Below are 23,480 nucleotides of genomic sequence, written 5' to 3'. Positions count from 1 at the left end.
CGGTCCACAGGGGATGCCCCGGAGGACGAGGCAGCCGGGACCGCGGGAATCCGGCCGGGGCCGCTCGCCGGAAAGGTCGCGCTCGTCGCGGGGGCGACCAGGGGAGCGGGCCGCGCCATGGCCGTCGAGCTGTGCCGCGCCGGCGCCACGGTCTACGCGACGGGCCGCACCACCCGCGGCGACGGCCGCCCGGGCGCCGGGGCCCGCCGGGTGAGCGAGGTCGGCAGGTCCACCGAGACCATCGAGGAGACCGCCGAGCTGGCCACCGAGGCCGGCCAGGAGCACGGCGGTACCGGCCTGGCCGCCGTGGTCGATCATCTCCTGCCCGCACAGGTGGCCGAGCTGATGGCGCGTATCGACAACGAGCAAGGACGGCTCGACATCCTGGTCAACGACCTGTGGGGCGGCGACCGGTTCGTCGGATTCGGCAAGAAGATCTGGGAACACGACCTGGCCGACGGCCTGCGCGTGCTGCGGCTCGGCCTCGACAGCCACCTGATCACCGCCCACTACGCGCTGCCGCTGCTGATCCGGCGCCCCGGCGGGCTGGTCGTCGAGGTCACCGACGGCACCGAGGAGTACAACCGCAACTACCGCGAGCCCGTCTACTACGACCTCGCCAAGGCCGGACCCCTCCGACTGGCCCGCGCGCTGGCCGAGGAGACGAAGGAACACGGCACGACCGCCGTCTGCCTCACCCCCGGCTGGCTGCGCTCCGAGGCGATGCTCGACACCCACTTCCACGTCACCGAGGAGAACTGGCGCGAGGGCTGCGCGCAGGACCCGCACTTCGCGATCTCCGAAACCCCCGTATACGTGGGCCGCGCCGTCGCCGCGCTCGCCGCGGACACCGACTTCGCCCGCTTCAACGGCCAGTCCCTCTCCAGCGGCGGCCTGGCCCAGGTCTACGGCTTCACCGACGTGGACGGCTCAGCGCCCGACGCGTGGCGCTACATCACCGACATCCAGCACCCCGGCAAAGCGGCGGACGTGACCGGCTACCGCTGATCCGCCGCGGCGGAGGCGGGCCCGGCAGCCCCGTCGTCCGCCGCGTACAGCGCCGCCGTCCGCCGCGCCGCCTCCGCGAAACGGGCACGCAGCGACGGCGGCGCCAGCACCTCGCACTCCGGCCCCAGCCCGGACAGCTGGCTGTAGGCGACCTCCGCGTTCTCCACCCGCAGCCGCACCGTCGTGCGCCCCTCGCCGTCCACGGAACCGCCGCTCAGCGCCTCTTCGGCGGCGACGCCGTCGGTGACATGACGCAGTCGGCGCGCACCCGCCTCCGACAGCCGCAAGGTCACCTCGGCCCGCAGAATCGCGCGGGCGAAAGCGGCGGCGTGCTCCGCCCAGAACGCGGACAGGTCGAAGCCGTCCTGCCGGGCGAAGACGTCATCGTGAACCGTCACCTCCGTGAACCGGTCCACGCGATAGACCCGCCACGCGTCCCGGTACCGGTCACCCTCGCCCCCCGGCACGCGCGCCGCGAGATACCACTGCCCCGCCTTCAGCACCAGCCCGTACGGCTCCAGTTCACGCGCGACCTCGCCGTCCTTGCGGCGGTAGCGGACGGCGGCCCGCCGGTCCGACCACACGGCGTCCGCGAGCGCGGGCAGCAGCGCGGGCCTCCCGGGAGCCTGCCACCAGCCCGGCGCGTCCAGATGGAAACGCTGCGCGGTGCTGTCGTGCGCGTCCCGCAGCGCGGGATCCAACGCGGCGGAGACCTTCAGCTTCGCCGCCGAGGCCGCGTCGGCCAGCCCCATGTCCCGCAGCGCGGACGGCACCCCCGACAGAAACAGGGCCTCCGCCTCGCTGCGGCCCATCCCCGTCAGCCGGGTGCGATAGCCCCCCACCAGCCGGTAGCCCCCGGCCCGCCCCCGGTCCGCGTACACGGGCACGCCCGCCTCGGACAGCGCCAGCACATCACGGGAGACGGTGCGTTCGGAGACTTCCAGCTCTGCGGCGAGCTCCGCGGCGGTCATCTCCCGCCGCGCCTGAAGAAGCAGCACCATCTTGATGAGACGCGAGGCACGCCCCCAGCCTCCGGCCGGGTGTACCCCCATACGCGTGCCCTCCCCGTAGGTTTCCGGTCCTTTGAGCCCTCTTGCTCAATGCTCCCGCATTCAATGGTTCAGATGTGGCGTTCAGGGAACATGGGAGCGAACAAAGGTAGGGAGACGGGGGCTTCGCCCCCCCCAACGCCGTTGGCCTCGCCGTCCGGGACCCCACCCAACTGCCCCCCCCGGCTGGGGGGGGCAGTTGGGTGGGGTCCCCGTGGAAGCCCCGTCTCCCCGCCCTTGCTCGCCCCATGTTCCCTGAACGCCACATCTGAACCATTGAGCGCCCGCTCATCGAGCAAGAGCGCTCAAAGGACCGGAAGCCTCCAGGTGCGGGACGAGTACGGGGGCACCCCCGGCCGGAGGCTGGGGGCACCCCCGGCCGGAGGCCGGGGGCTACGCCAGCCCGTACTTCTCCGCAGCCCGCCGGACCTCATCCGGCTTCACATCCCCGCGCAGCGCCAAGCGGGAAAGCGCGGCGACGACGACGGACTCCGCGTCCACGCCGAAGTGACGGCGCGCGGCCTCCCGGGTGTCGGAGAGGCCGAAGCCGTCCGTGCCGAGCGAGGACCAGTCCTGCTCGACCCACTGGGAGATCTGGTCGGGCACGGCCCGCATCCAGTCGGAGACGGCCAGTACCGGGCCCGGTGCGCCCTCCAGCGCGCGGGTCACATACGGGACCCGCGCCTCGCCGCGCAGCGCTGCCGCGTCGCAGTCCATGGCCTCGCGCCGCAGCTCCGTCCAGGACGGGGCCGACCACACATCGGCGGCGACGCCCCACTCCTCGGCGAGGATGCGCTGTGCCTCCAGGATCCAGTGGATGGCCGTACCGGAGGCCAGCAGCTGGATGCGGGGGGCGTCGTCGGCGGCGGCCACCGCCGTGTCCGCCTCGCGGAAGCGGTAGAGGCCCTTGAGGATGCCCTCTTCGACGCCGTCACCGGACGGCATGGGCGGCTGGACCTTGGTCTCGTTGTAGACCGTCAGGTAGTAGAAGATGTCTTCCTGCTGGTCCGCGTCCGGCCCGTACATGCGGCGCAGGCCGTCCTTGACGATGACGCCGACCTCGTAGGCGAACGCCGGGTCGTAGGAGACGGCCGCCGGGTTGGTGGAGGCCAGCAGGTGGGAGTGGCCGTCGGCGTGCTGGAGGCCCTCGCCGGTCATGGTGGTGCGGCCGGCCGTGGCGCCGATGACGAAGCCGCGGCCGAGCTGGTCGGCGAGTGCCCAGAACTGGTCGGCGGTGCGCTGGAACCCGAACATCGAGTAGAAGATGTAGAACGGGATCATCGGCTCGCCGTGGGTGGCGTACGACGTCGCGGCGGCGGTGAAGTCCGCCAGCGAACCGGCTTCGGTGATCCCCTCGTTGAGGATCTGACCGTCCTTGGCTTCCTTGTAGTACAGGAGCTGGTCGCGGTCGACCGGGTCGTAGTTCTGGCCGAGCGGGGAGTAGATCCCGGCGGACGGGAAGAGCGACTCCATGCCGAAGGTGCGCGCCTCGTCGGGGACGATCGGCACCCAGCGCTTGCCGGTCTCCTTTTCCCGCATCAGGTCCTTGACCAGCCGGACCAGCGCCATGGTGGTGGCGATCTCCTGCGAGCCGGAGCCCTTCTTCAGCGCGTCGAACGGCTTGTCGGCGGGGGAGGGCAGCCCGACCGGGTGCACCTTGCGGGCCGGGGCCGGGCCGCCGAGGGCGGCGCGCCGCTCCTGGAGGTAGCGCACCTCGGGGGAGTCGGGGCCGGGGTGGATGTAGGGCACCAGGTCGTCGTCGAGCTTGCTGTCCGGGATGGGCAGCTCCAGCAGGTCCCGCATGGCGCGGAACTCCTTGCCGGTGAGCTTCTTCATCTGGTGGTTGGCGTTGCGCGACTCGAAGCCGGGGCCGAGCGTCCAGCCCTTGACGGTCTGGGCGAGGATCACCGTCGGGGCGCCCTTGTGTTCGACGGCCGCCTTGTACGCCGCGTAGACCTTGCGCGGCTCATGGCCGGCGCGGGAGGTCTTGAACAGCTCGATGATCTTGTCGTCCGTCAGGAGCTTGCCGATCTCGGCGAGCGCGGGGGAGGCCCCGAAGAAGTGCTCGCGGATGTAGGCGGCGTCGCGGGTGGCGTACGTCTGGAACTGCGCGTCGGGCACCTCGCGCAGGCGGCGGGTGAGCGCGCCGGTGGTGTCGAGCGCGAAGACCTCGTCCCAGGAGGCGCCCCACAGGGTTTTGATGACGTTCCAGCCGGCGGCCCGGAACTGGGCCTCCAGCTCCTGCACGATCTTGAAGTTCGCGCGGACGGGGCCGTCGAGCCGCTGGAGGTTGCAGTTGATGACGAACGTGAGGTTGTCGAGCTGCTCGCGCCCGGCGAGGGCGAGGGAGGCGGTCGACTCCGGCTCGTCCATCTCGCCGTCACCGAGGAACGCCCACACGTGGGAGTTGGCGGTGTCCTTGATGCCCCGGTTGGCCAGGTAGTTGTTGAAGCGCGCCTGGTAGATCGCGGAGATCGGGCCCAGGCCCATGGAGACCGTCGGGAACTCCCACAGCCAGGGGAGGCGGCGCGGGTGCGGGTAGGAGGGCAGGCCCTCCCCCCCGGCCTCCTGGCGGAAGCGGTCGAGGTGGTCCTCGCTGAGCCGTCCGTCGAGGAAGGCGCGGGCGTAGACGCCGGGGGAGGCGTGGCCCTGGACGTAGAGCTGGTCGCCCGAGCCCCCGTCGGCGCCTTCCTTGCCGCGGAAGAAGTGCTGGAAGCCGGTCTCGTAGAGCCAGGCCGCCGAGGCGAAGGTCGCTATGTGGCCGCCGAGGCCGGAGCGGCTGCCACGGGTGACCATGGCGGCGGCGTTCCAACGGTTCCAGGCGGTGATGCGGGATTCCAGCGCCTCGTCGCCCGGGAACTCCGGTTCGGCCGAGGTGGGAATGGTGTTGACGTAGTCCGTCTCCAGCAGGCCGGGCACGTTCAGCCCGCTGTGCCGGGCGTGCTCGACGGTTCGACGTACCAGGTATGCGGCACGGTCGCCGCCCGCGTGGTCGGTGACAGCGTCGAGCGACTCGCGCCACTCGCCGGTCTCCTGGGGATCACGGTCCGGGAGCTGGTCCAGCTCGCTCGGATACGGCGGGCGTACGGGATCGGGCATGGTGGCCACCTTCCGGACGTGGGGGCCCTCGGACGGGTCACGGGGGCGTTGTGCGGTGGGTTGTGGACCCTGACGGGCAGGACAGGGGGCACCCAACGAAGGGACTGTACGCCTGTGATCGATGATCGATCAAAGGATGTCCGAGTAAAAACCGTCCGCTCACCGAAATTGGCATTCCGTGCCCCGAAACAGGGCACTCTGTGCCAGGTATTTCCGGCCGGGCCCGCACCCTCCGAAGAGCACGCTTCCCTGCCCCCAGGAGCACGCTCCGGGTCCCTCCTGGGGGCCCTGGGGGGCGGTCGCGGGACCTCTCGGACGGCCCCTCCCGGAGTGTCCAGGGGCCTCTCGGCGTCCTGTCGGGGTGTGCCTTCCGCCGCCTGCCGCGCGGGCTACGAACGGGGAGCCGGGGCGCAGCCCAGCACGTGGGCCTTGACCAGGGGACCGATGGCCGGATCGCGGCGCTCGATGGCGGCCAGCACCGCCTCGTGCTCTTCCGCGTACGACTGCTGCACCGTCCCCAGCCAGCGGATCGACAGCGCGGTCCACACCTCGATCCCCAGGCCCTCCCAGGTGTGCAGCAGCACGCTGTTGCCCGCCGCGCGCACCAGCTCGCGGTGGAAGGCCACCGTGTGCCGCACCTGCGCCTCCCCGTCGCCGAGCCGGTCGGCCTCGTACAGGGCCTCGACGTGCGGGCGCAGCGCGGAGGCGTCGCCTGCCAGCCGGGGGGCCGCCAGCTCCGCCGCGATCTGCTCCAGGCCCGCCCGGACCGGGTAGATCTCCTCCAGGTCGGCGGCCGACAGCTCCTTGACCCGGACGCCCTTGTTCGGCGCCGACTCGATCAGCCGCAGCGTCTCCAGCTCCCGCAGGGCCTCGCGCACCGGGGTCTGGCTGACCTCCAGCTCCACCGCGATCCGGCGCTCCACGATCCGCTCGCCCGGCTTCCAGCGGCCACTGACGATCCCCTCCACGATGTGCTCGCGGATCTGCTCGCGCAGCGACTGGACGACGGGCGGGGTCATGAGGGGACTCCTCGCGACGAGAGGGTGGGGCCCCTAGACGATACGACCTGACCCGGCACGCGGTGCCACTGCGTACGGTGAGTGATCCGTCACCGCAGTGGAGTCACATGCTGGAGTGCTCGCGCCCGCGTTCGCGTACCGCGACTACCGCGACATGACGGTGCCCCCGCCCGTGGAATTCACCGGAGGGCGGGGGCACCGTCATGTGCGAGCGGACCCGGCGGTCGGCCGGGGCCGCGGCTACAGACCCAGCTCGCCCTCGAACTCGCCTGCCTCCAGGCGGGCCTTGACGTCCGCCAGGTAGCGGGCGGCATCGGCACCGTCCACCAGCTGGTGGTCGTAGGAGAGCGTCAGGTAGACCATGTCGCGGATCGCGATGGTCTCGCCCAGGTCCGGGTGGTTGACGACCATCGGGCGGCGCACCGTCGCACCGATGCCCAGCTCGGCCACCTGCGGGTAGTTCACGATGATCGTGTCGAAGAGCGCGCCCCGCGACCCGGTGTTGCTGATCGTGAACGTGCCGCCGGACATGTCGTCCGGGCCCAGGCCGCCTTCGCGGACCTTCTTGGCCAACTCGGCGGTCTTGCGGGCGATGCCCGCCAGGTTGAGGTTCCCGGCCTCCTTGATGACCGGGACCATCAGGCCCTTCTCCGAGTCCACCGCGATACCGACGTTCTCCACGTCGTGGTACGTGATGGTGCCGTCGTCGTTCAGCCGCGCGTTGACCGCCGGGTGCGCCTTGAGCGCCTCGGCCGCCGCCTGAACGAAGAACGGCATCGGGGAGAGCTTGACGCCCTCACGCGCCGCGAAGGCGTCCTTGGCGCGGGCCCGCAGCTTCATCACGCGGGTGACGTCCACCTCGACCACGGTGGACAGCTGCGCCTGGCTGTGCAGCGCCTTCATCATGTTGTCCGCGATGAGCTTGCGGATACGCGGCATCTTGACCGTCTGGCCGCGCAGCGGCGAAGCCTCCAGCTTGGGCGACTTCGCAGCCGCGGAGGAGGCCGCCGGGGCCGCGGCGGGCGCCTGCCTGGCGGACTCGGCCGCCGCGATGACGTCCTGCTTGCGGATCCGGCCGCCCACCCCGGTGCCGCGCACCGAGGAGAGGTCCACACCCTGCTCGGCCGCCAGCTTGCGCACCAGCGGCGTGACGTAGGCGCCGTCGTTCTCGGGCGCCGCGGCCGGAACCTGGGCGGCGGGAGCCGCGGGCGCGGTGGCCGCCGGAGCGGGCTGCGCCGGGGCCGGCTGCGTGGGGGCCGGCTGCGTGGGTGCGGCGGGCTGGGCGGGCGCCGGCTGGGCCGGGGTCGGCTCCGGGGGCGTCTGCGGTGCGGCCGGCTGCGCGAGAGCGGGCTGCTCCTGCGCGGGCGCCGCCTGCTGCGGGGCGGGGGCCTGTGCCGGGGCGGGCTGGGCGGGGGCCTCGGCCTGCGCCGGAGCGGCACCGGCCGCGCCGATGACGGCCAGCTTCGCGCCGACCTCGGCCGTCTCGTCCTCGCCGACCACGATCTCCAGCAGCGTGCCCGCCGTCGGAGCCGGGATCTCGGTGTCGACCTTGTCGGTGGACACCTCCAGCAGCGGCTCGTCCTCGGCCACCTCCTCGCCGACCTGCTTGAGCCAGCGGGTGACGGTGCCCTCGGTGACGGACTCGCCCAGCGCGGGCAGTACCACTTCGGTGCCCTCGGCCGAACCGGCGGCGGGCGCCGGGGCCGCGGCGGGCTCGGGCTGTGCGGGGGCCTGCGGCGCGGGTGCGGCCTGCGGCTCGGGGGCCGGGGCGGCCTCCTGCGCCGGCTCGGCGGCCGGGGCGCCGGGGGCCGGGGTGCCAGAGGCCGCGCCGATGACGGCCAGCTCGGCGCCGACCTCGACCGTCTCGTCCTCGGCCACCTTGATGGAGGCCAGCGTTCCGGAGGCGGGGGCCGGGATCTCGGTGTCGACCTTGTCGGTGGACACCTCCAGCAGCGGCTCGTCGGCCTCGATGTGCTCACCCTCGGCCTTCAGCCAGCGGGTGACGGTGCCCTCGGTGACGCTCTCGCCGAGCGCCGGCAGGGTTACGGAAACCGCCATGGTTTCTGGTGCTCCTTAAAAGCTGTGCGGATGGGTCGCGCCCTGACGGACTCGGTGATCAGTCGTGGGAGTGCAGCGGCTTCCCGGCCAGCGCGAGGTGCGCCTCGCCGAGTGCCTCCGTCTGCGTCGGGTGGGCGTGGATGAGCTGGGCCACCTCGGCGGGCAGCGCCTCCCAGTTGTAGATGAGCTGGGCCTCGCCGACCTGCTCACCCATGCGGTCACCGACCATGTGGACGCCGACCACGGCACCGTCGCGGACCTGGACGAGCTTGACCTCGCCCGTGGTCTTCAGAATCTTGCTACGGCCGTTGCCCGCGAGGTTGTACTTGAGCGTGACGATCTTGTCCGCGCCGTACCGCTCCTTGGCCTGCTCCTCGGTGAGGCCGACGGAGGCCACCTCCGGGTTGCAGTAGGTCACCCGCGGCACCCCGGCGTAGTCCACCGGCACCGGGTTCAGCCCGGCGAGCCGCTCGGCGACGAGGATGCCCTCGGCGAAGCCGACGTGCGCGAGCTGGAGGGTCGGGATGAGGTCACCGACCGCGGAGACCGTCGGCACGCTGGTGCGGCAGTACTCATCGACGGTGACGAAGCCGCGGTCCATCGCGACCCCGGCCTCCTCGTAGCCCAGGCCCTCCGAGACGGGGCCGCGGCCGATGGCGACCAGCAGCACCTCGGCCTCGAACTCCTTGCCGTCGGCCAGGGTGACCTTGACACCGTCATCGGTGTACTCGGCCTTGTCGAAGAAGGTGCCGAGGTTGAACTTGATGCCCCGCTTGCGGAAGGCCCGCTCCAGGAGCTTGGAGCTGTTCTCGTCCTCGACCGGCACCAGGTGCTTGAGGCCCTCGATCACGGTCACGTCCGTGCCGAAGGACTTCCATACGGAGGCGAACTCGACGCCGATGACGCCGCCGCCCAGGATGATCGCGTTCTTCGGGACCCGGTCCAGGACCAGCGCGTCGTCGGAGCTGATGATGCGCTGGTGGTCGATGGTCAGACCCGGCAGGGACTTGGGCACCGAGCCGGTCGCCAGCAGGATGTGCCGGCCCTCGTAGCGCTGCCCGTTGACGTCCACGGAGGTCGGTGACGACAGGCGCCCGGTGCCCTCCACATACGTCACCTTGCGGGAGGAGACCAGACCCTGGAGGCCCTTGTAGAGCCCCGAGATCACGCCGTCCTTGTACTTGTGGACACCGGCCATGTCGATGCCCTCGAAGGAGCTCTTGACACCGAACTCGGCGCTCTCCCGCGACTGGTCGGCGATCTCGCCGGCGTGCAGGAGCGCCTTGGTCGGGATGCAGCCCCGGTGCAGGCAGGTGCCGCCCACCTTGTCCTTCTCGATGAGGGCGACATCCAGACCGAGCTGCGCGGCGCGAAAGGCAGCGGCATAGCCACCGCTACCGCCTCCGAGGATCACTAGGTCGAAAACGGTGCTGGCGTCGTTCGCCACGTCACGTCCTCCATGCATGGGTACGCCGTAACCGGTCTCCTGTGACCGGGCGGCTTGAGGTTCGGCCGCTGCTGTCGTCTGCTCGGCCCTGTTGTCAGCGGATTGGCTGCTGCCAAGCCGTGCGGGGGCCCTGTCCTGCCGGGAAACCATCTTCGCACTTGTTGCGGGAAACCGGGACGCGGGCCCCCAGTACCTGAAAGTAGGGCCCCAGGTCCACGGCCCCGATCGCCGAGAGCGAACGGGGCCGTGGGCCTGCCGTCGGTGACCGTGCCGGTCAGCCGCGCGACGGAGCTGTGCGGCGGAGCTGTGCGCACGCGCCGTCAGCAGCGCGTCACATGGTCGCGTGCGTCACACTGTCTCCGGTCACGCTGTCTCCCGTCACGCGGCCTGTCGCGTCACGCGGTCTCCCCGGTGGCGGTGCGCTCCACGAGCCGTACGAGCGTGCGCACGGCGGAGCCGGTGCCGCCCTTGGGTGTGTAGCCGAACGGTGCCGCCTCGTTGAAGGCCGGGCCCGCGATGTCCAGGTGTGCCCAGGCGGTGCCCTCGGTCACGAACTCGTTCAGGAAGACGCCGGCCAGCAGGCCACCGCCCATGCGGCCCCCCACGTTGGCGATGTCGGCGGTCGGGGAGTCGATGTCCTTGCGCAGGTGGGCGGGCATCGGCATCGGCCAGGCGCCCTCGCCCGCCTCCTCGGCCGCCTCGTGCACGGCGGTGCGGAACGCGTCGTCGTTCGCCATGATCCCGAAGGTGCGGGAGCCCAGCGCCACCATCATCGCGCCGGTCAGCGTCGCCACGTCCAGCAGTGCGTCCGGCTTCTCCTCGCAGGCGCGGGTCAGCGCGTCCGCCAGCACCAGCCGGCCCTCGGCGTCGGTGTTGAGCACCTCGACGGTCTTGCCGCTGTACATGGTCAGCACGTCGCCGGGGCGGGTGGCCGAACCCGAGGGCATGTTCTCGGCCAGCGCCAGCCAGCCGGTGACGTTGGCCTTCAGCCCCAGCCGGGCCGCGGCGACGACGGCCGCGAAGACGGCGGCGGCGCCGCTCATGTCGCACTTCATCGTCTCGTTGTGACCGGCGGGCTTGAGGGAGATGCCGCCCGAGTCGTAGGTGATGCCCTTGCCGACCAGCGCGACGGACTTCTTGGCCTTCGGGTGGGTGTAGCCGATCCGCACCAGCCGCGGCGGCTGCGCCGAGCCCACACCCACGCCGAGGATGCCGCCGTAGCCGCCCTTGGCCAGTGCCTTCTCGTCCAGCACCTCGACGGTGAGGCCGTGCTCCTTGGCCGCGGCCTTGGCCTCGGCGGCGAAGGTCTTGGGGTTCAGGCCGTTGGCAGGGGTGTTGACCAGGTCGCGGGCGCGGTGCACCTCTTCGGCGAGGACGAGCGCGCGGTCGGCGGCGGCCTTGTGCGCCTTGTCCCGCGGCTTGGCACCCAGCAGGGCGATCTCGGCCAGCGGCGCGTCCTTGCCCGCGCCCTTGGCCTTCTGCGACTTCTGGTCCTTCTCGTTCTTTTGCGGACGCGCCTTGTCCTCCTTGCCCCGGTAGGCGGTGAAGGAGTAGGCGCCCAGCAGCGCGCCCTCGGCGACGGCGGCCACCGACTCCGCGTCCCCGGCGGGCAGCGCGAAGCCGGCCTTCTTCGTCCCGGCCAGGGCGCGCGCCGCGGCACCGGCGGCCCGGCGCAGCGTCTCGGGCTCGTACGCGCCCTTCTTGTCCGGCGCCTGCCCGAGGCCGACGGCCACGACGACGGGAGACTTCAGGCCATCGGCCGGCGCCGGGAGCTTGGTGACCTCTCCCTCGCCGCCGCCGGCGCCGAGCGTCTCCAGCGTCGCGGCGAGCTTGCCGCCGAACGCCTTGTCCACGGTCTCGCCGCCGGGGGCGACCACGACGGCGGCCTTGGCGGCCTTGTCCGACGACGACGCCTTGGCGATACCGACGACGACGGCGTCCGCGCGCAGTGCCGCCGCGGACGAGGTGCTGAGAGTCAGTGCTGACACGGTGGGAGTGACCTTCTTCCTTGAAGTGGCCGAAGGGGATACGCCAACGGCTTCCGACGCTTCGGGCATCGTATGCCCGCCTCTGCCCGCCTTGCGGGCCGGTATCGCGACCCGCTTCCTGCCCGGCGCGACGGCGCGGCGGGGGCGGGTACGGCCCGGCGGTCTCCAACTGACCGTACCCGTCGAGTGTTTGAGGGGTGGGGAGTGCCGCCGGCGCGTCACCTCCGGGCTGTGCCCCCGCCGTCCCCGCCGTCGCGGCGGACCGCCGCGACGGCGGCAAGCGGTCACAGAACGGTCAGCGCGACGAGGGTCACCGTCGCGGCGGTCTCGGCGAGCGCGCCGAAGACATCGCCGGTCACCCCGCCGAACCGCCGCAGGCAGTGCCGCAGCAGCAGTTGGGAAGCCCCCAGCCCCAGCGCGGCGGCGGCCACGGCGCCAAGTGCCCTGCCCGGATCCGGGAGTCCGCTCGCGGCGGCGAGAACGAGGACGGCGCCCGCCACCAGCAGCGCGCCGGTCCGGGGCACCGCCCCGGCGACGGCCGCGCCCAGCCCTCCGCTCCGGGCGGCCGGCACCCCCTCCCGCGCGGCGAGGGTCAGCGCCGTGCGGCCCGTCAGCGCCGCGAGGACACACCCCGCCGCGCCGGCCGCCCAGCCCGCGCCGTAGAGCGAAGCCAGCGCGGCGGCCTGCCCCAGCAGCACAAGGACGAGGGTGACGACGCCGAACGGGCCGATGTCGGACCGCTTCATGATCCGCAGGGCCTCTTCGGCGGGCTTGCCGCTGCCCAGCCCGTCGGCGACATCGGCCAGCCCGTCCAGGTGCAGGCCCCGGGTGAGCACGGCGGGCACGGCCACCGCCACGGCCCCGGCGAGCAGCGCCGAGGCCCCGCACACCAGCAGCGCGGTGGCGACGGCCGAGGCGGCGAGCCCCACCACGAGCCCGGCCAGCGGGGCGCACTCCATGCCCCGGCGCGCGGCGGGGCGGTCCCAGCGGGTGACCCGTACCGGCAGCAGCGTCAGCGTGCCGAGGGCGAACCGCACGCCCTCGGCGAGTGAGGCGCGCTCGGCACCGGGCGGGGGGCTGTTCACGAGGGTGCAGGCTACCCGGGGGCCGCTCGCGGGCGAGGGGCCGGGCGGAGTCCGCGGGGCGGGCGCAGCACCCGCAGCGCGCACAGCACCAGCACCAGGCCCACGGCGGCCAGGTGTTCGCGCGCGGCGAGGTTCGGCATCAGCGCGTACTCGGCGGCCATCGCCAGCACCACCAGCACGCAGGTGAGCCACGCGCGGTAGCACCAGGCCACATACGCGACCAGCGCCACGACGGCCGCCGAGGGGCCGGTGTCATGGATGGCGGCGGTATCGGCAGGCAGCCCCAGGACGGGGAACCCGGGCCCGAGCGCGATGCCCAGCCGGGCGTACCACGTACCGGCGAGCGTCCCCAGGTAGGCGACCGCCAGCGTGGGCGCGGACCCCACGGTGGCCTCCGCGAGGCCGAAGAGGACGAGCACCTGGACCAGCGCGCCCCACAGCGGCAGGTCGGCGGCCGGGACGAACAGCGAAAGGGGTGTGCGGGCCAGGGCCTCCCACCAGGGCAGCCCCGCCGAGATCCCGCCGAGCCGGTGCACCATGGCGTGCCCCCCGGGGCCGGAGTCCTGCCACAGCTGGAAGGCGAGGGCCAGACACAGGCAGCCGAGGGTGACGGGCAGGGCCGCGGCCTTGCGCGCCGCCAGCGTGTCCCGCGCGTCCCGGCACAGCGGCAGCCACTCGCGCCGTACGGCCTCCAGCGCCCAGGCGCGGGCGGCGGCCGGGCCGCTCACCTGGGGGTCTCCGGGCCGCTCACGGGGTGCGCCTCATGAAGCGGGAGACGAGGGGGATGTCCAAGAAGCCCTCGGCGACCGCGCCGGCGAAGCCGATCCTGGGCAGCTCGCTGCTCTTGGCGAACAGGATGAAGCGCGGCTCCCACACCGGCCGGTATTTCACATTGGCGCGGTAGAGCGACTCGATCTGCCACCAGCGCGAGAAGAAGCTCAACAGCGAGCGCCACAGCCGCAGCACGGGCCCGGCGCCCAGCTGCGCCCCGCGTTCGAAGACGGAGCGGAACATCGCGAAGTTCAGCGAGATCTGGGTGACGTGCACCTCGTGGGCACGCTGGATCAGCTCCAGGACGGCGAACTCCACCAGCCCGTTCTCCGCCGCACGGTCGCGGCGCATCAAGTCCAGCGAGAGCCCCTCGCGTCCCCAGGGCACGAACGAGAGCAGCGCGCGCAGCCTGCCTTGGGAGTCGCGGCACTCGACCATCACGCAGTGCCCGTCGGAAGGGTCCCCGAGCCGGCCGAGCGCCATGGAGAAACCCCGCTCGTTCTCCCCGTCGCGCCACCGCTCGGCGCGCTGGGTCAGCCAGGCCATCTCGGCGGGCGGGATGTCCTGGTGGCGCCGGACCCGCACCTGGTACCCGGCGCGCTGCACCCGGTTGTACGCCTGCCGCACGGCCCGCATCGCGCGGCCCTCCAGGGTGAAGTCCCCGGTCTCCACGATCGCTTCGTCGCCCAGTTCGAGCGCGGCCAGGCCGTGCCGGGCGTAGACGGTGCCCGCGACCTCGCCGGCACCCATCACGGCGGGCGACCAGGCGTGCTCCTCGGCCTCGGCGAGCCAGGCGTCGATGGCGCCGGGCCAGGCTTCGGGGTCCCCGATGGGATCGGCGGAGGCGAGGGAGACGCCGCCGACGACGCGGTAGGCGATGGCGGCCTTCCCGGTGGGGGACCAGATGACGCTCTTGTCCCGGCGCAGCGCGAAGTAGCCGAGGGAGTCGCGCTCGCCGTGCTGCGCCAGCAGCCGCCGCAGCTGCTCCTCGTCCTCGGCGGTCATGGGCGGGGTCGCGCGGCGCGAGCGGAAGGCGGCCAGCAGGACGAGCAGGAACAGCAGCGCGGCCATGATGTTGATGAACACATCGACCCAGCCGGGGATGATGATGCCGTCCACCCGGTCCTCGGTACCGGCGATGAAGACCAGCCGCCCCACCGCGTACGCCATCCGGCTGCCCAGGTCCGAGCGGCTGCCCTGCGGCGACTGGTTGGTGACGGTGACCAGGACGGTGGCCAAAGCGGTGGTCACCAGCAGCCCGCCGAAGGCGACGGCCAGGGCCAGCCGGGGGTTGGCGCGATCGCCCTTGGCGGGGAACTCCCGGCGGCCGGCCAGCAGGCAGAGCACGAACAAGGCGGTGAGCGACCACGAGAGCCAGTTGAACGCGTGCGTCCGCAGCTGGGGGAAGGTCGCCATGACCGCCGTGTAGAGCGCCAGGACCAAGGCCCCCATGGCGAAGTTGAGAATCCACGCCGCGCGCTTGCGCCGCCGCATGGTGACGGCCAGCACCGCTACGAACAGCGCGCCGGTGAATCCGGGCGCCACCAGGTGGGGGGTGAAGAAGTCGCCGTCGTTGTGCCGCTTGAGATCGCGTCCGAAGGAGATCCAGACCGCGCCGAGCAGATTGACGACGGTGGCGGCCCGCAGATACCAGACGACGAAGGCCGAGGCGTACTCGCGCGCCCCCGGGCGCGCTGATGTGGGCACGTGCTCTCCCATGCGGGGAGCATATGTGACATGTGGGGTGAAACGGACAGTGGGACGATGCGGGGCCCGCACGGCGGGTGGCCGTGCGCGGCGGGGTGCCGGTGGTTCGCGGCGGCGCGGCGTCCGCGCCCCGTACCGGCCCTGGGCTCAGCTTCCGTACGGCCCCGGGCTCAGCTCTGGTACGGCCCTGGGGCTCAGGTGGCGTCCACCGCGCCCCGGCCACCCGGTGTGGAGTCCGCCCCCGCGTCTTCCGCGTCGCCGGGCGCGCTCCCATCGGGCTCGCCGGGCTCACCGGCCGGCAGCTCGGCGGCCAGCGCCGCCGCGGCGCGCACCAGCGGCAGCGCCAGCAGTGCCCCGGTGCCGCCGCCCACCGCGACGCCCTGGTCGAGCAGCGGATCGAGGGCCAGCCGGTCCAGCGCCTTGGCCTGCGCGGGTTCGCCGGTGGTCTGGCCCGCCAGCCACCAGTCCGGGGCCCGGAAGGCGACCCGCTGGCCCACCAGCGCGCACGCCGCCGAGACCACTCCGTCCAGGATGACCGGCGTGTGCCGCACCGCCGACTGGAGGAGGAAGCCCGTCATCGCGGTCAGGTCGGCGCCGCCGACCGTGGCCAGCAGCTGGAGCTGGTCGCCCAGTACCGGCCTGGCCCTGCGAAGCCCGTCCCGGATCGCGGCACACTTGCGCATCCACGTCAGATCGTCGATGCCGCCCCCGCCGCGTCCGGTCACCACCGAGGCGTCCGTGCCGCACAGCGCGGCGATCAGCGTCCCGGCCGCCGTGGTGCCGCCCACGCTCAGGTCACCGAGCACCACCAGATCGGTGCCGGCGTCGGCCTCCTCGTCGGCGACGGCCATGCCCGCGCGGAACGCCTCCTCGGCCTCCTCGGGTGTCAGCGCGTCCTCGGTGTCCAGCCGGCCCGAGGAACGGCGCACCCGGTGCCGGGTCACCTCGGTGGGCAGCTCGTCCGGGGCGCAGTCCAGCGCCATGTCCACCACGCGCACCGGTACCTCGAAGCGCCGGGCCAGCACCGCTGCGGGCGAGGCGCCCTCCAGCATCTCCCGCACCAGTTCGACGGCGGTTCCGGCGGCGCGGGCCGAGACGCCCTGTGCGGCCACGCCGTGGTCACCGGCGAAGACCACCAGCCGGGGCGCGGCAACGGGGCGTACCGGCACCCGGGCCTGCGCCGAGCCGAGCCACTCGCCCAACTCGTCCAGCCGCCCCAGGGCTTGCGGCGGCAGTCCGGTCAGCGTCCGACGCTCCTCGGCCTCCCGGCGCAGCCTCCCGTGGGGGCGCTCGATGAGGTCGGAGAAGTCGTCCAGGTCCAGGCGCTCACTCATGGTCGCTGAGCGTACGTGACGCCCACCCGCCCTTCACCACCCCGTACGGCAGGCTGTGCGCCACCCCGTGCGGCACCCCGGCGCCGCCTGAGCCCCGGCGCGGCCCGGCACTCAGCGCAGCGGGGTGGCGATGCCCGCCACGGTGAGCAGCACATGCTCGCACTCGGCGGCGAACGCCGCGTTCAGGCGGCCCAGTTCGTCGCGGAAGCGCCGCCCGGCAGGGGTGGCGGGCACCACCCCGGAGCCCACCTCGTTGCTGACGGCCACGATCCGCCGCCGCGTGGCCCGTACCGCCGCCACCAGCGCGCCGACCCGCTCCCGCAGCCGGCCCGCGCCGCCCTTGGCCCACAGAGTGTCGTCCCACGCCTCCAACTCGTCCATCTCATGCGTCAGCCACAGCGACAGACAGTCGATCAGCAGCGGCGGCCCGTCCGCCGCCAGCAGCGGCACCAGGTCGCACGTCTCCTCGGTACGCCAGGACGCCGGGCGCCGCTCCCGGTGCTCGGCCACCCGGTCGCCCCACTCCGGATCGCCCTCGCGGCTGCCCCCGGTGGCCACGTACACCACGCCGGGGAACGCAGCCAGCCTCCGTTCCGCCTCCATCGACTTGCCCGAGCGCGCCCCGCCCAGCACGAGGGTGCGGCGCGGCACGTCGGGGACCGCGTGGTAGGCGCCGACCGCGAGCGTCGTGCCGTCCGGCACCGCGCGGGCACCTGCGGCGGCCAGCCGGCGGTGCAGTTCGGGGCCCGGCGCGCCGTCGTGCCCGAGGTGGACGGCCAGTACGTCGGTGGCCGCGTCCACGGCGTCCACCGCGCGCAGCCGCGCCAGCGCGTCGGGCCGCCCGAGCACGTCCAGCAGCACCATGTCGTACGAGGGACCCGGCCGGCCCGCCTCCCCGACCCCGGCGGGCGCCGTGCCCGGCGGCAGGTACAGCAGCCGCTCCCCGCCGGGCCCGGTCACCTCGTAGCCGGTGCCCGGCGCGTCCAGCGCCAGCGCCCGCACCCGGTGCCCGCTGATGAGCGCCAGCTCCTGCCGGTCCGCGACCCGCACGGGCGCGGGCAGTCCGGCCGGCACCTCCAGCGCGGGTCCGTCGTGCGGGTGGGAGAGCAGGACCTGGCGTACCCCGCTGAGTGTCTGCCCGGCCCGCGCGGCGGCGAAGGCGGGCCCCGGGGTCAGATCGAGCAGCAGGGTGCCGTCGATCAGCAGCGCGGTCGCCGCCCGCGCCTCCTCGCCGGTGGCGGCGGCGCAGCGCGCGCAGGGGCAGTCGGGTCGGGGGAGTCCGGCGGGCTCGCCGGTGCCGAGCAGAGTGAGTTCCACCCCCCGATCGTCTCGCGACCCGCCGCCGCGTGCGCACAGGGGACCGGTGCGGGCCGGGGACCGGTGCGGGCCGGGGAAGTCAGGTGCGGTTCGGGAGCGCCCCGAAGGGGCGCGGGGAACTGCGCGACAAGCCACGGCTCTCCCGCGGACCGCGTACCGGACCTCTGGCGGAGCGCTTACGCTTCCGGGAGCAACCGGCGATCTCGGGAGGCACTGATGGCGTGGACGTGGCGGTTCGAGAAGTCCGACGGCTCGGAGACGGAACCGGCGGTCCAGCCCGAGGAGTTCCCCACCCAGGGGGACGCGGAATCGTGGATCGGCGAGGTGTGGAAGGACCTGCTGGACGGAGGAGCCGATCAGGTGACCCTGCTGGAGGACGGCGCCACCGTCTACGGCCCCATGAGCCTGCACGCGCAGACCTCGGGCGGCGAGGAGACGGAGGTCGCCGAGGGCACGGGCGCCGTCGAGTGAGCCCCGCCCGCTGACCTGCGGGGCCGATGTGCACTGACCGAAGCGGACGGGCCCCCGGTGTAGGGCCGGGGGCCCGGTCCGCAACCGTCACCGGTTCAACCGGTGACGGTCGTCAAGGACTCCCGTGTGGCTCCAGCCCCTCAGCTCCCGGCGCCCCGTATCAGCCGCGTGCCCCGCACAGGTGCAGCGAGGCCGCCACCGCACGGTAGGGGTCGGTGCGCCCGGCCCGCTCCTCGGCGTCCACCCTGGCCTCGGCGTTCTCGGCGTTCTCAGCATCTTCTGCGGCGCCCGGCGCGAAGACCCCCACCCCGTACCACCGCACCAGCGGCACACCGATCCGCGCCAGGAACGACGTCAGCGACTCCAGCCGCAGGAAACGGTCCGGGTCCTCGGCCCCCTCGGCGGCCGGGCCGCCCAGGGCCCGCAGCGTCCCCTGCCAGTCCCCGGCCAGCCCGGGACGCATCGCCCGCGCCGTCACGTTCGGTATCACCACCGAGAGCAGCCCGCCCGCGTCCAGCACCCGGGCGAGCCCGGCCAGCGTGCTGTGCGGGTCGCGGGCCTGGTCCAGTACGTCGTGGCAGAGCACCACGTCGAAGGTACCGGGGAGGAAGTGCGCGCCCGTGTCCTGGCCGCTTCCGGGCACGACACGGAACCGCTCGCGTATGCCCTCCGGCTCCCGCTCCAGCGAACCCCGCACCCGGTCCAGCAGCGCCGGATCGGACTCCAGGCCGGTGACCTGGTGCCCGGCGCGCACGAGCCGCAGCGACTGGTTGCCCTCGCCCAGCCCGACGTCGAGTACCCGGAGCCGGCGCCCCACCTCGAAGTGAGCGGCGATGCCCTCATCGAGCTGCCGGGCGAGCAGCTCCTGCCGGATCAGGGCTTCTCGCCGCGAGCGACCTGCGGCTTGGGCAGGCGCATCCGGCGCATCTGGAGGGTCCGCATCAGCGCGTAGGCGACGGCGCCGCGCTTGGGCTCGTCGGGGTAGCGCTCCCGCAGCCGCTTCTTGAGGCGTACGGCCACGCCGATCGAGTCCACGATGATCAACAGGATCACCACGAGCCACAGCACCAGCGAGATGTTCTTGAGCTGGAGCGAGGGGAGCATGCTCAGCACGAGGATGACCACGGCCATGGGCAGGAAGAACTCCGCCACGCTGAACCGCGAGTCCACGAAGTCCCGCGCCAGGCGCCGCACCGGGCCCTTGTCGCGGGCGGGCAGGTAGCGCTCGTCGCCGCTGGCCAGCGCTTCGCGCTGCTTCGCCATGTCGGCGCGCCGGGCCTCCCGCTGACGCTTGACGGCGTCCTTGCGGTTCATCGGCGTCGAGGCCATGGAGCGCCGTGGCCCCCGAGCCTCGCTGCGCTTGGGGGTGGGGCGGCCCTTGGGCGCCTCGGGGTCGCGGGTCTGCTTGGTCTCGGCCGCGCTCACCTGGGGTGACGCGGTCTGACCTTCTTTCGAACGGCTTCGGAACACACTGCAAGAGTACGGTGTCGTCAGGAGTGGGCCCCAGTCGCCGGGGGCACGATCCCGCAACGCCCGTCCTCACTGCTGAGTGCCGCCTACTCCCTGCGCCGGAGAGGTCACGCTCCTGATCGTCCTACAGGAGGAGCGCATCCACGCTGGAACGGTGCGGTAATGGAACAAGGCCCCGTACCCTGGGGTCTGTATATGTGCCGAGGGCTTGAGTCCGTTACGAAGGGGGCGCGCGAGGCCCATGAGCGGTGTCATGAAGCGTATGGGGATGATCTTCCGCGCGAAGGCCAACAAGGCCCTGGACCGGGCTGAGGACCCGCGCGAAACGCTTGACTACTCCTACCAGAAGCAGCTGGAGCTGCTTCAGAAAGTGCGCAGGGGCGTGGCCGACGTCGCCACCTCCCGCAAGCGTCTTGAGCTGCAGATGACCCAGCTCCAGGGGCAGTCCACCAAGCTGGAGGACCAGGGCAAGAAGGCCCTCGCCCTCGGGCGCGAGGACCTGGCCCGGGAGGCGCTCTCCCGCCGGGCGGCCCTCCAGCAGCAGGTCACCGACCTGGAGGGGCAGCACCAGACGCTCCAGGGCGAGGAGGAGAAGCTGACGCTGGCGGCCCAGCGCCTCCAGGCCAAGGTGGACGCCTTCCGGACGAAGAAGGAGACCATCAAGGCCACCTACACCGCGGCCCAGGCGCAGACCCGGATCGGTGAGGCGTTCTCCGGCATCTCCGAGGAGATGGGCGACGTCGGCATGGCCATCCAGCGGGCCGAGGACAAGACGGCACAGCTCCAGGCCCGCTCCGGCGCGATCGACGAGCTGCTCGCCTCCGGCGCGCTGGACGACCAGTCCGGCATGGCCAAGGACGACATCACCGCCGAGCTGGACCGCCTCTCCGGCGGTACGGATGTGGAGCTGGAGCTTCAGCGGATGAAGGCGGAGCTGGCGGGCGGCCCCTCCGGTGGCCAGCAGGCCATCGAGGGTGCCGGCCAGCAGGGCCAGACGGGCCAGTCGGGAGCACAGCAGCCGCAGGACACACCTAAGTTCGACAAGGAGTGACCCGCGAGAAGGAGTGAACCGCGAGCCCGCGAAGGAGACCGGCATGATCGTAAGGATCATGGGTGAAGGCCAGGTCAAGCTGGATGACAGCCACTTCACCGAGCTGAACAAGCTGGATGACGAGCTGCTCGCCGAGATGGAGAGCGGCGACGAGGCAGGCTTCCGCCGTACCTTGAGCGCGCTGCTGGACGCGGTGCGCCGGCTGGGCTCCCCCCTTCCCGACGACGCCCTCGAACCCTCGGAGCTGATCCTCCCCTCACCCGAGGCGTCCCTCGAAGAGGTACGGGAGATGCTCACCGACGAAGGACTCATTCCGGGCTAGCCCCCTTGTCCCGTTTCTCGGGGAGCCGGGTGCCGGGAGCCGGTGCCGCGCCCGGCCCCGGAGAAGCGGGACAGCGGCAGACTTCAAGAGAGCCGGGCATACGGTGCCTGCTGTGACACTCAGCGAGATCCGTGGGCGACTTCGCGCACACCCCCACGCCGTCGATGTTCTGGTCGCGCTCGGCACGTTCGCCTTCATTCTCCTGGGCGCCGCCACCGGACCCCGCGCCTCCGACGGCACCCACCACTTCGCGCAGCACGAGATCAGCGGACGGACGGTGCTGCTGGCAGCGCTCGCCTGCGGAGTGCTGGTGCTGCGCCGCCGGGCGCCGCTGCCGGTGCTGGCGCTCACCAGCCTGATCTCGGTCACGGCCCTCGTCATCGGCCCCGGTGCGGGCGCCGGCTCCGACCGCCAGGTCCCTCTCGTCCTCGGCGCGGTCATCGCGCTCTACACCGTCACCAGCACCATGGACCGCACCACCGGCTGGCGCGTGGGTGCCGCCGCCGTCGTGCTGCTGACCGGCGCCGCCATGCTCTTCGGCGCCCGGCCCTGGTACGCGCAGGAGAACCTCGGCATCTTCGCCTGGACGGGACTGGCCGCTGCCGTGGGCGAGGCCGCGCGCAACAGGCGGGCCTTCGTCGCCGCCATACGCGAGCGCGCCGAGCGGGCCGAGCGCACCCGCGAGGAGGAGGCCAGGCGGCGCGTCGCCGAGGAGCGGATGCGCATCGCCCGGGAGCTGCACGATGTGGTCGCCCACCACATCGCGCTGGTCAACGTCCAGGCCGGCGTCGCCTCACACGTCATGGACACCCGTCCCGACCAGGCCAAACAGGCCCTCGCCCATGTACGCGAGGCCAGCAGGCACGCGCTGGGGGAGTTGCAGACCACCGTCGGGCTGCTGCGCCAGTCCGGGGAGAGCGCGGCGCCCACCGAACCGGCCCCCGGGCTCGCGGTGCTGGACGACCTCGTGGCGGGCTTCCGCAGAGCCGGGCTCTCCGTCGATCTGTCCGTCGATCCCTCCCTCGACCTGTCCGCACCGCCGCCGCCCGCCGGGCGCGTGCCGCAGCAACAGCCCTCCTCTGCCGTGGACCTGACGGCCTATCGGGTCGTGCAGGAGGCGCTCACCAACGTCCAGAAGCACGTGGGCAGCGGCGCGCACGCCGAGGTCGGCATCCGCCGCGCGGGCGGCGACCTGGAGATCACCGTCGTGGACGACGGCGCCGGGCACCCCACCCGGGCGGGCGCCGACGACGGCACGGACCGCGGCCCCGGCCACGAGCCCGGTTCCGAGCCGGGCGCCTCCGCTTCCGGTTCGGGGTCCGGCCTCGATGCGCGGACCGGAGCCGGGACCGGGGGACACGGTCTCATCGGTATGCGGGAGCGGGCGGCGGCGCTGCACGGCGTGTGCGAGACCGGTCCGCTGCCCGGCGGCGGATTCCGGATCCACGTACGGTTGCCGCTGGAGACCACAGCGCGCCCCAAGGAGACCCCCGCATGATCCGCGTCGTACTCGCCGACGACCAGGCGCTGTTGCGCAGCGCGTTCCGGGTGCTGGTCGATTCCGAGGCGGACATGGAGGTCGTCGGCGAGGCGGCCGACGGGGCCGAGGCGGTGCGGCTGGTGCGCGAGAGCGGCGCCGACGTGGTGCTGATGGACATCCGGATGCCCGGCACCGACGGCCTCGCCGCGACCCGCGCCATCAGCGACGACCCCGCGCTCGCCCAGGTGAAGGTCGTCATCCTCACCACGTTCGAGGTGGACGACTATGTGGTCGGCGCGCTGCGCGCCGGGGCCTCCGGCTTCCTCGGCAAGGGGGCCGAGCCCGTCGAACTGCTCTCCGCGATCCGTACGGCCGCCAAGGGCGAGGCCCTGCTGTCCCCGGCGGCCACCAAGGGCCTCATAGCCCGGTTCCTCGCCCAGGGCGGCCCGGGGGGCGGTGGCCAGGAGGGGCCTGACGGGCCCGGGGGCGACCGGCTGGCCGCGCTGACCGTCCGGGAGCGTGAGGTGCTCGCGCAGGTCGGCGCGGGTCTGTCCAACGACGAGATCGCCGAGCGCCTCGATGTCAGCCCGCTGACGATCAAGACGCATGTCAACCGCACCATGTCCAAGCTCGGCGCCCGCGACCGGGCCCAGTTGGTCGTGGCGGCGTACGAGAGCGGGCTCGTGCGGCCCTCGGGTGGAGGCTGACGTACTCCGCCCGTAGTACGCGGGCAGCGGGAGAAGGGGACTTGGGGCGGACAACTCGGCGCCCCCGGTGGGCGAAGGTGTAGGCGGCACAGGTGTC

The 23,480-nt window shown here is 73.0% G+C and carries 19 protein-coding genes; 6 read left to right on the top strand and 13 right to left on the bottom strand.

Annotated features, from left to right (window positions below):
- Positions 1–48 precede the first annotated feature (48 nt).
- Positions 49–1,008: an SDR family oxidoreductase gene (locus ABD339_RS06115; RefSeq protein WP_344563109.1), complete on the top strand. Its 960-nt coding sequence runs from the start codon at positions 49–51 to the stop codon at positions 1,006–1,008.
- Here ABD339_RS06115 and ABD339_RS06110 read toward each other — a convergent pair.
- The 11 genes from ABD339_RS06110 to ABD339_RS06060 form a co-directional block, all read right to left on the bottom strand.
- Entirely contained in the window at positions 999–2,060 is a 1,062-nt protein-coding gene (locus ABD339_RS06110) for a helix-turn-helix transcriptional regulator (RefSeq protein WP_344562928.1), read from the bottom strand. The genes ABD339_RS06115 and ABD339_RS06110 overlap by 10 nt on opposite strands.
- Positions 2,061–2,450: 390 nt before the next feature.
- The gene (gene aceE / locus ABD339_RS06105) at positions 2,451–5,156 is read right to left on the bottom strand and encodes a pyruvate dehydrogenase (acetyl-transferring), homodimeric type (RefSeq protein ID WP_344562926.1); all 2,706 of its coding nucleotides are present in this window, start codon (positions 5,154–5,156) and stop codon (positions 2,451–2,453) included.
- A 389-nt stretch (positions 5,157–5,545) separates the two neighbouring features.
- A complete protein-coding gene (locus ABD339_RS06100; protein ID WP_344562924.1) occupies positions 5,546–6,175 on the bottom strand; it encodes a GntR family transcriptional regulator in 630 nt (209 codons plus the stop codon).
- Between the two features lie 240 nt (positions 6,176–6,415).
- Positions 6,416–8,233: a 2-oxoglutarate dehydrogenase, E2 component, dihydrolipoamide succinyltransferase gene (gene sucB / locus ABD339_RS06095; protein ID WP_344562922.1), complete on the bottom strand. Its 1,818-nt coding sequence runs from the start codon at positions 8,231–8,233 to the stop codon at positions 6,416–6,418.
- Between the two features lie 58 nt (positions 8,234–8,291).
- Complete coding sequence (gene lpdA, locus ABD339_RS06090; RefSeq protein ID WP_344562920.1) at positions 8,292–9,698, bottom strand: dihydrolipoyl dehydrogenase; 1,407 nt, start codon at positions 9,696–9,698, stop codon at positions 8,292–8,294.
- A gap of 377 nt (positions 9,699–10,075) precedes the next feature.
- Positions 10,076–11,668: a leucyl aminopeptidase gene (locus ABD339_RS06085; protein WP_344562918.1), complete on the bottom strand. Its 1,593-nt coding sequence runs from the start codon at positions 11,666–11,668 to the stop codon at positions 10,076–10,078.
- Between the two features lie 284 nt (positions 11,669–11,952).
- Entirely contained in the window at positions 11,953–12,753 is an 801-nt protein-coding gene (locus ABD339_RS06080) for an adenosylcobinamide-GDP ribazoletransferase (protein WP_344562914.1), read from the bottom strand.
- Between the two features lie 11 nt (positions 12,754–12,764).
- Positions 12,765–13,481 (bottom strand): hypothetical protein, encoded by a 717-nt coding sequence (locus ABD339_RS06075; RefSeq protein WP_344562912.1) that lies wholly within the window; start codon positions 13,479–13,481, stop codon positions 12,765–12,767.
- Positions 13,482–13,500: 19 nt separating this feature from the next.
- Positions 13,501–15,243: a phosphatidylglycerol lysyltransferase domain-containing protein gene (locus ABD339_RS06070; RefSeq protein ID WP_344562910.1), complete on the bottom strand. Its 1,743-nt coding sequence runs from the start codon at positions 15,241–15,243 to the stop codon at positions 13,501–13,503.
- A 182-nt stretch (positions 15,244–15,425) separates the two neighbouring features.
- Positions 15,426–16,565, bottom strand: a complete 1,140-nt coding sequence (locus tag ABD339_RS06065; protein WP_344562908.1) for a nicotinate-nucleotide--dimethylbenzimidazole phosphoribosyltransferase — start codon at positions 16,563–16,565, stop codon at positions 15,426–15,428.
- 111 nt (positions 16,566–16,676) lie between these two features.
- A complete protein-coding gene (locus tag ABD339_RS06060; protein WP_344562906.1) occupies positions 16,677–17,882 on the bottom strand; it encodes a bifunctional adenosylcobinamide kinase/adenosylcobinamide-phosphate guanylyltransferase in 1,206 nt (401 codons plus the stop codon).
- 216 nt (positions 17,883–18,098) lie between these two features.
- On the opposite strand from ABD339_RS06060, the gene ABD339_RS06055 reads away from it, so the two are divergent.
- On the top strand, positions 18,099–18,353 hold the full coding sequence (locus ABD339_RS06055; protein ID WP_344562904.1) for a hypothetical protein: 255 nt from the start codon (positions 18,099–18,101) through the stop codon (positions 18,351–18,353).
- A gap of 160 nt (positions 18,354–18,513) precedes the next feature.
- Here ABD339_RS06055 and ABD339_RS06050 read toward each other — a convergent pair whose 3' ends face one another.
- Complete coding sequence (locus ABD339_RS06050; RefSeq protein WP_344563107.1) at positions 18,514–19,230, bottom strand: class I SAM-dependent methyltransferase; 717 nt, start codon at positions 19,228–19,230, stop codon at positions 18,514–18,516.
- A complete protein-coding gene (locus ABD339_RS06045) occupies positions 19,227–19,823 on the bottom strand; it encodes a DUF3043 domain-containing protein (RefSeq protein ID WP_344562902.1) in 597 nt (198 codons plus the stop codon). The genes ABD339_RS06050 and ABD339_RS06045 overlap by 4 nt, the downstream gene beginning before the upstream one ends.
- Positions 19,824–20,064: 241 nt before the next feature.
- Here ABD339_RS06045 and ABD339_RS06040 point away from each other — a divergent pair, with 241 nt between their 5' ends.
- The 4 genes from ABD339_RS06040 (at position 20,065) to ABD339_RS06025 (ending at position 23,383) form a co-directional block, all read left to right on the top strand.
- Complete coding sequence (locus ABD339_RS06040) at positions 20,065–20,874, top strand: PspA/IM30 family protein (RefSeq protein ID WP_344562898.1); 810 nt, start codon at positions 20,065–20,067, stop codon at positions 20,872–20,874.
- 43 nt (positions 20,875–20,917) lie between these two features.
- Positions 20,918–21,196 carry a PspA-associated protein PspAA gene (gene pspAA / locus ABD339_RS06035; RefSeq protein WP_344562896.1) on the top strand — a complete coding sequence of 93 codons (279 nt, stop codon included), beginning with the start codon at positions 20,918–20,920 and terminating at the stop codon, positions 21,194–21,196.
- A 103-nt stretch (positions 21,197–21,299) separates the two neighbouring features.
- The gene (locus ABD339_RS06030) at positions 21,300–22,694 is read left to right on the top strand and encodes a sensor histidine kinase (protein WP_344562894.1); all 1,395 of its coding nucleotides are present in this window, start codon (positions 21,300–21,302) and stop codon (positions 22,692–22,694) included.
- On the top strand, positions 22,691–23,383 hold the full coding sequence (locus tag ABD339_RS06025) for a response regulator transcription factor (RefSeq protein WP_344562892.1): 693 nt from the start codon (positions 22,691–22,693) through the stop codon (positions 23,381–23,383). The genes ABD339_RS06030 and ABD339_RS06025 overlap by 4 nt, the downstream gene beginning before the upstream one ends.
- Positions 23,384–23,480: the final 97 nt, after the last annotated feature.

It is taken from the genome of Streptomyces axinellae (assembly GCF_039532135.1).
Lineage (GTDB): Bacteria > Actinomycetota > Actinomycetes > Streptomycetales > Streptomycetaceae > Streptomyces > Streptomyces axinellae.
This window is presented reverse-complemented; position numbering and strand designations above follow the sequence as displayed.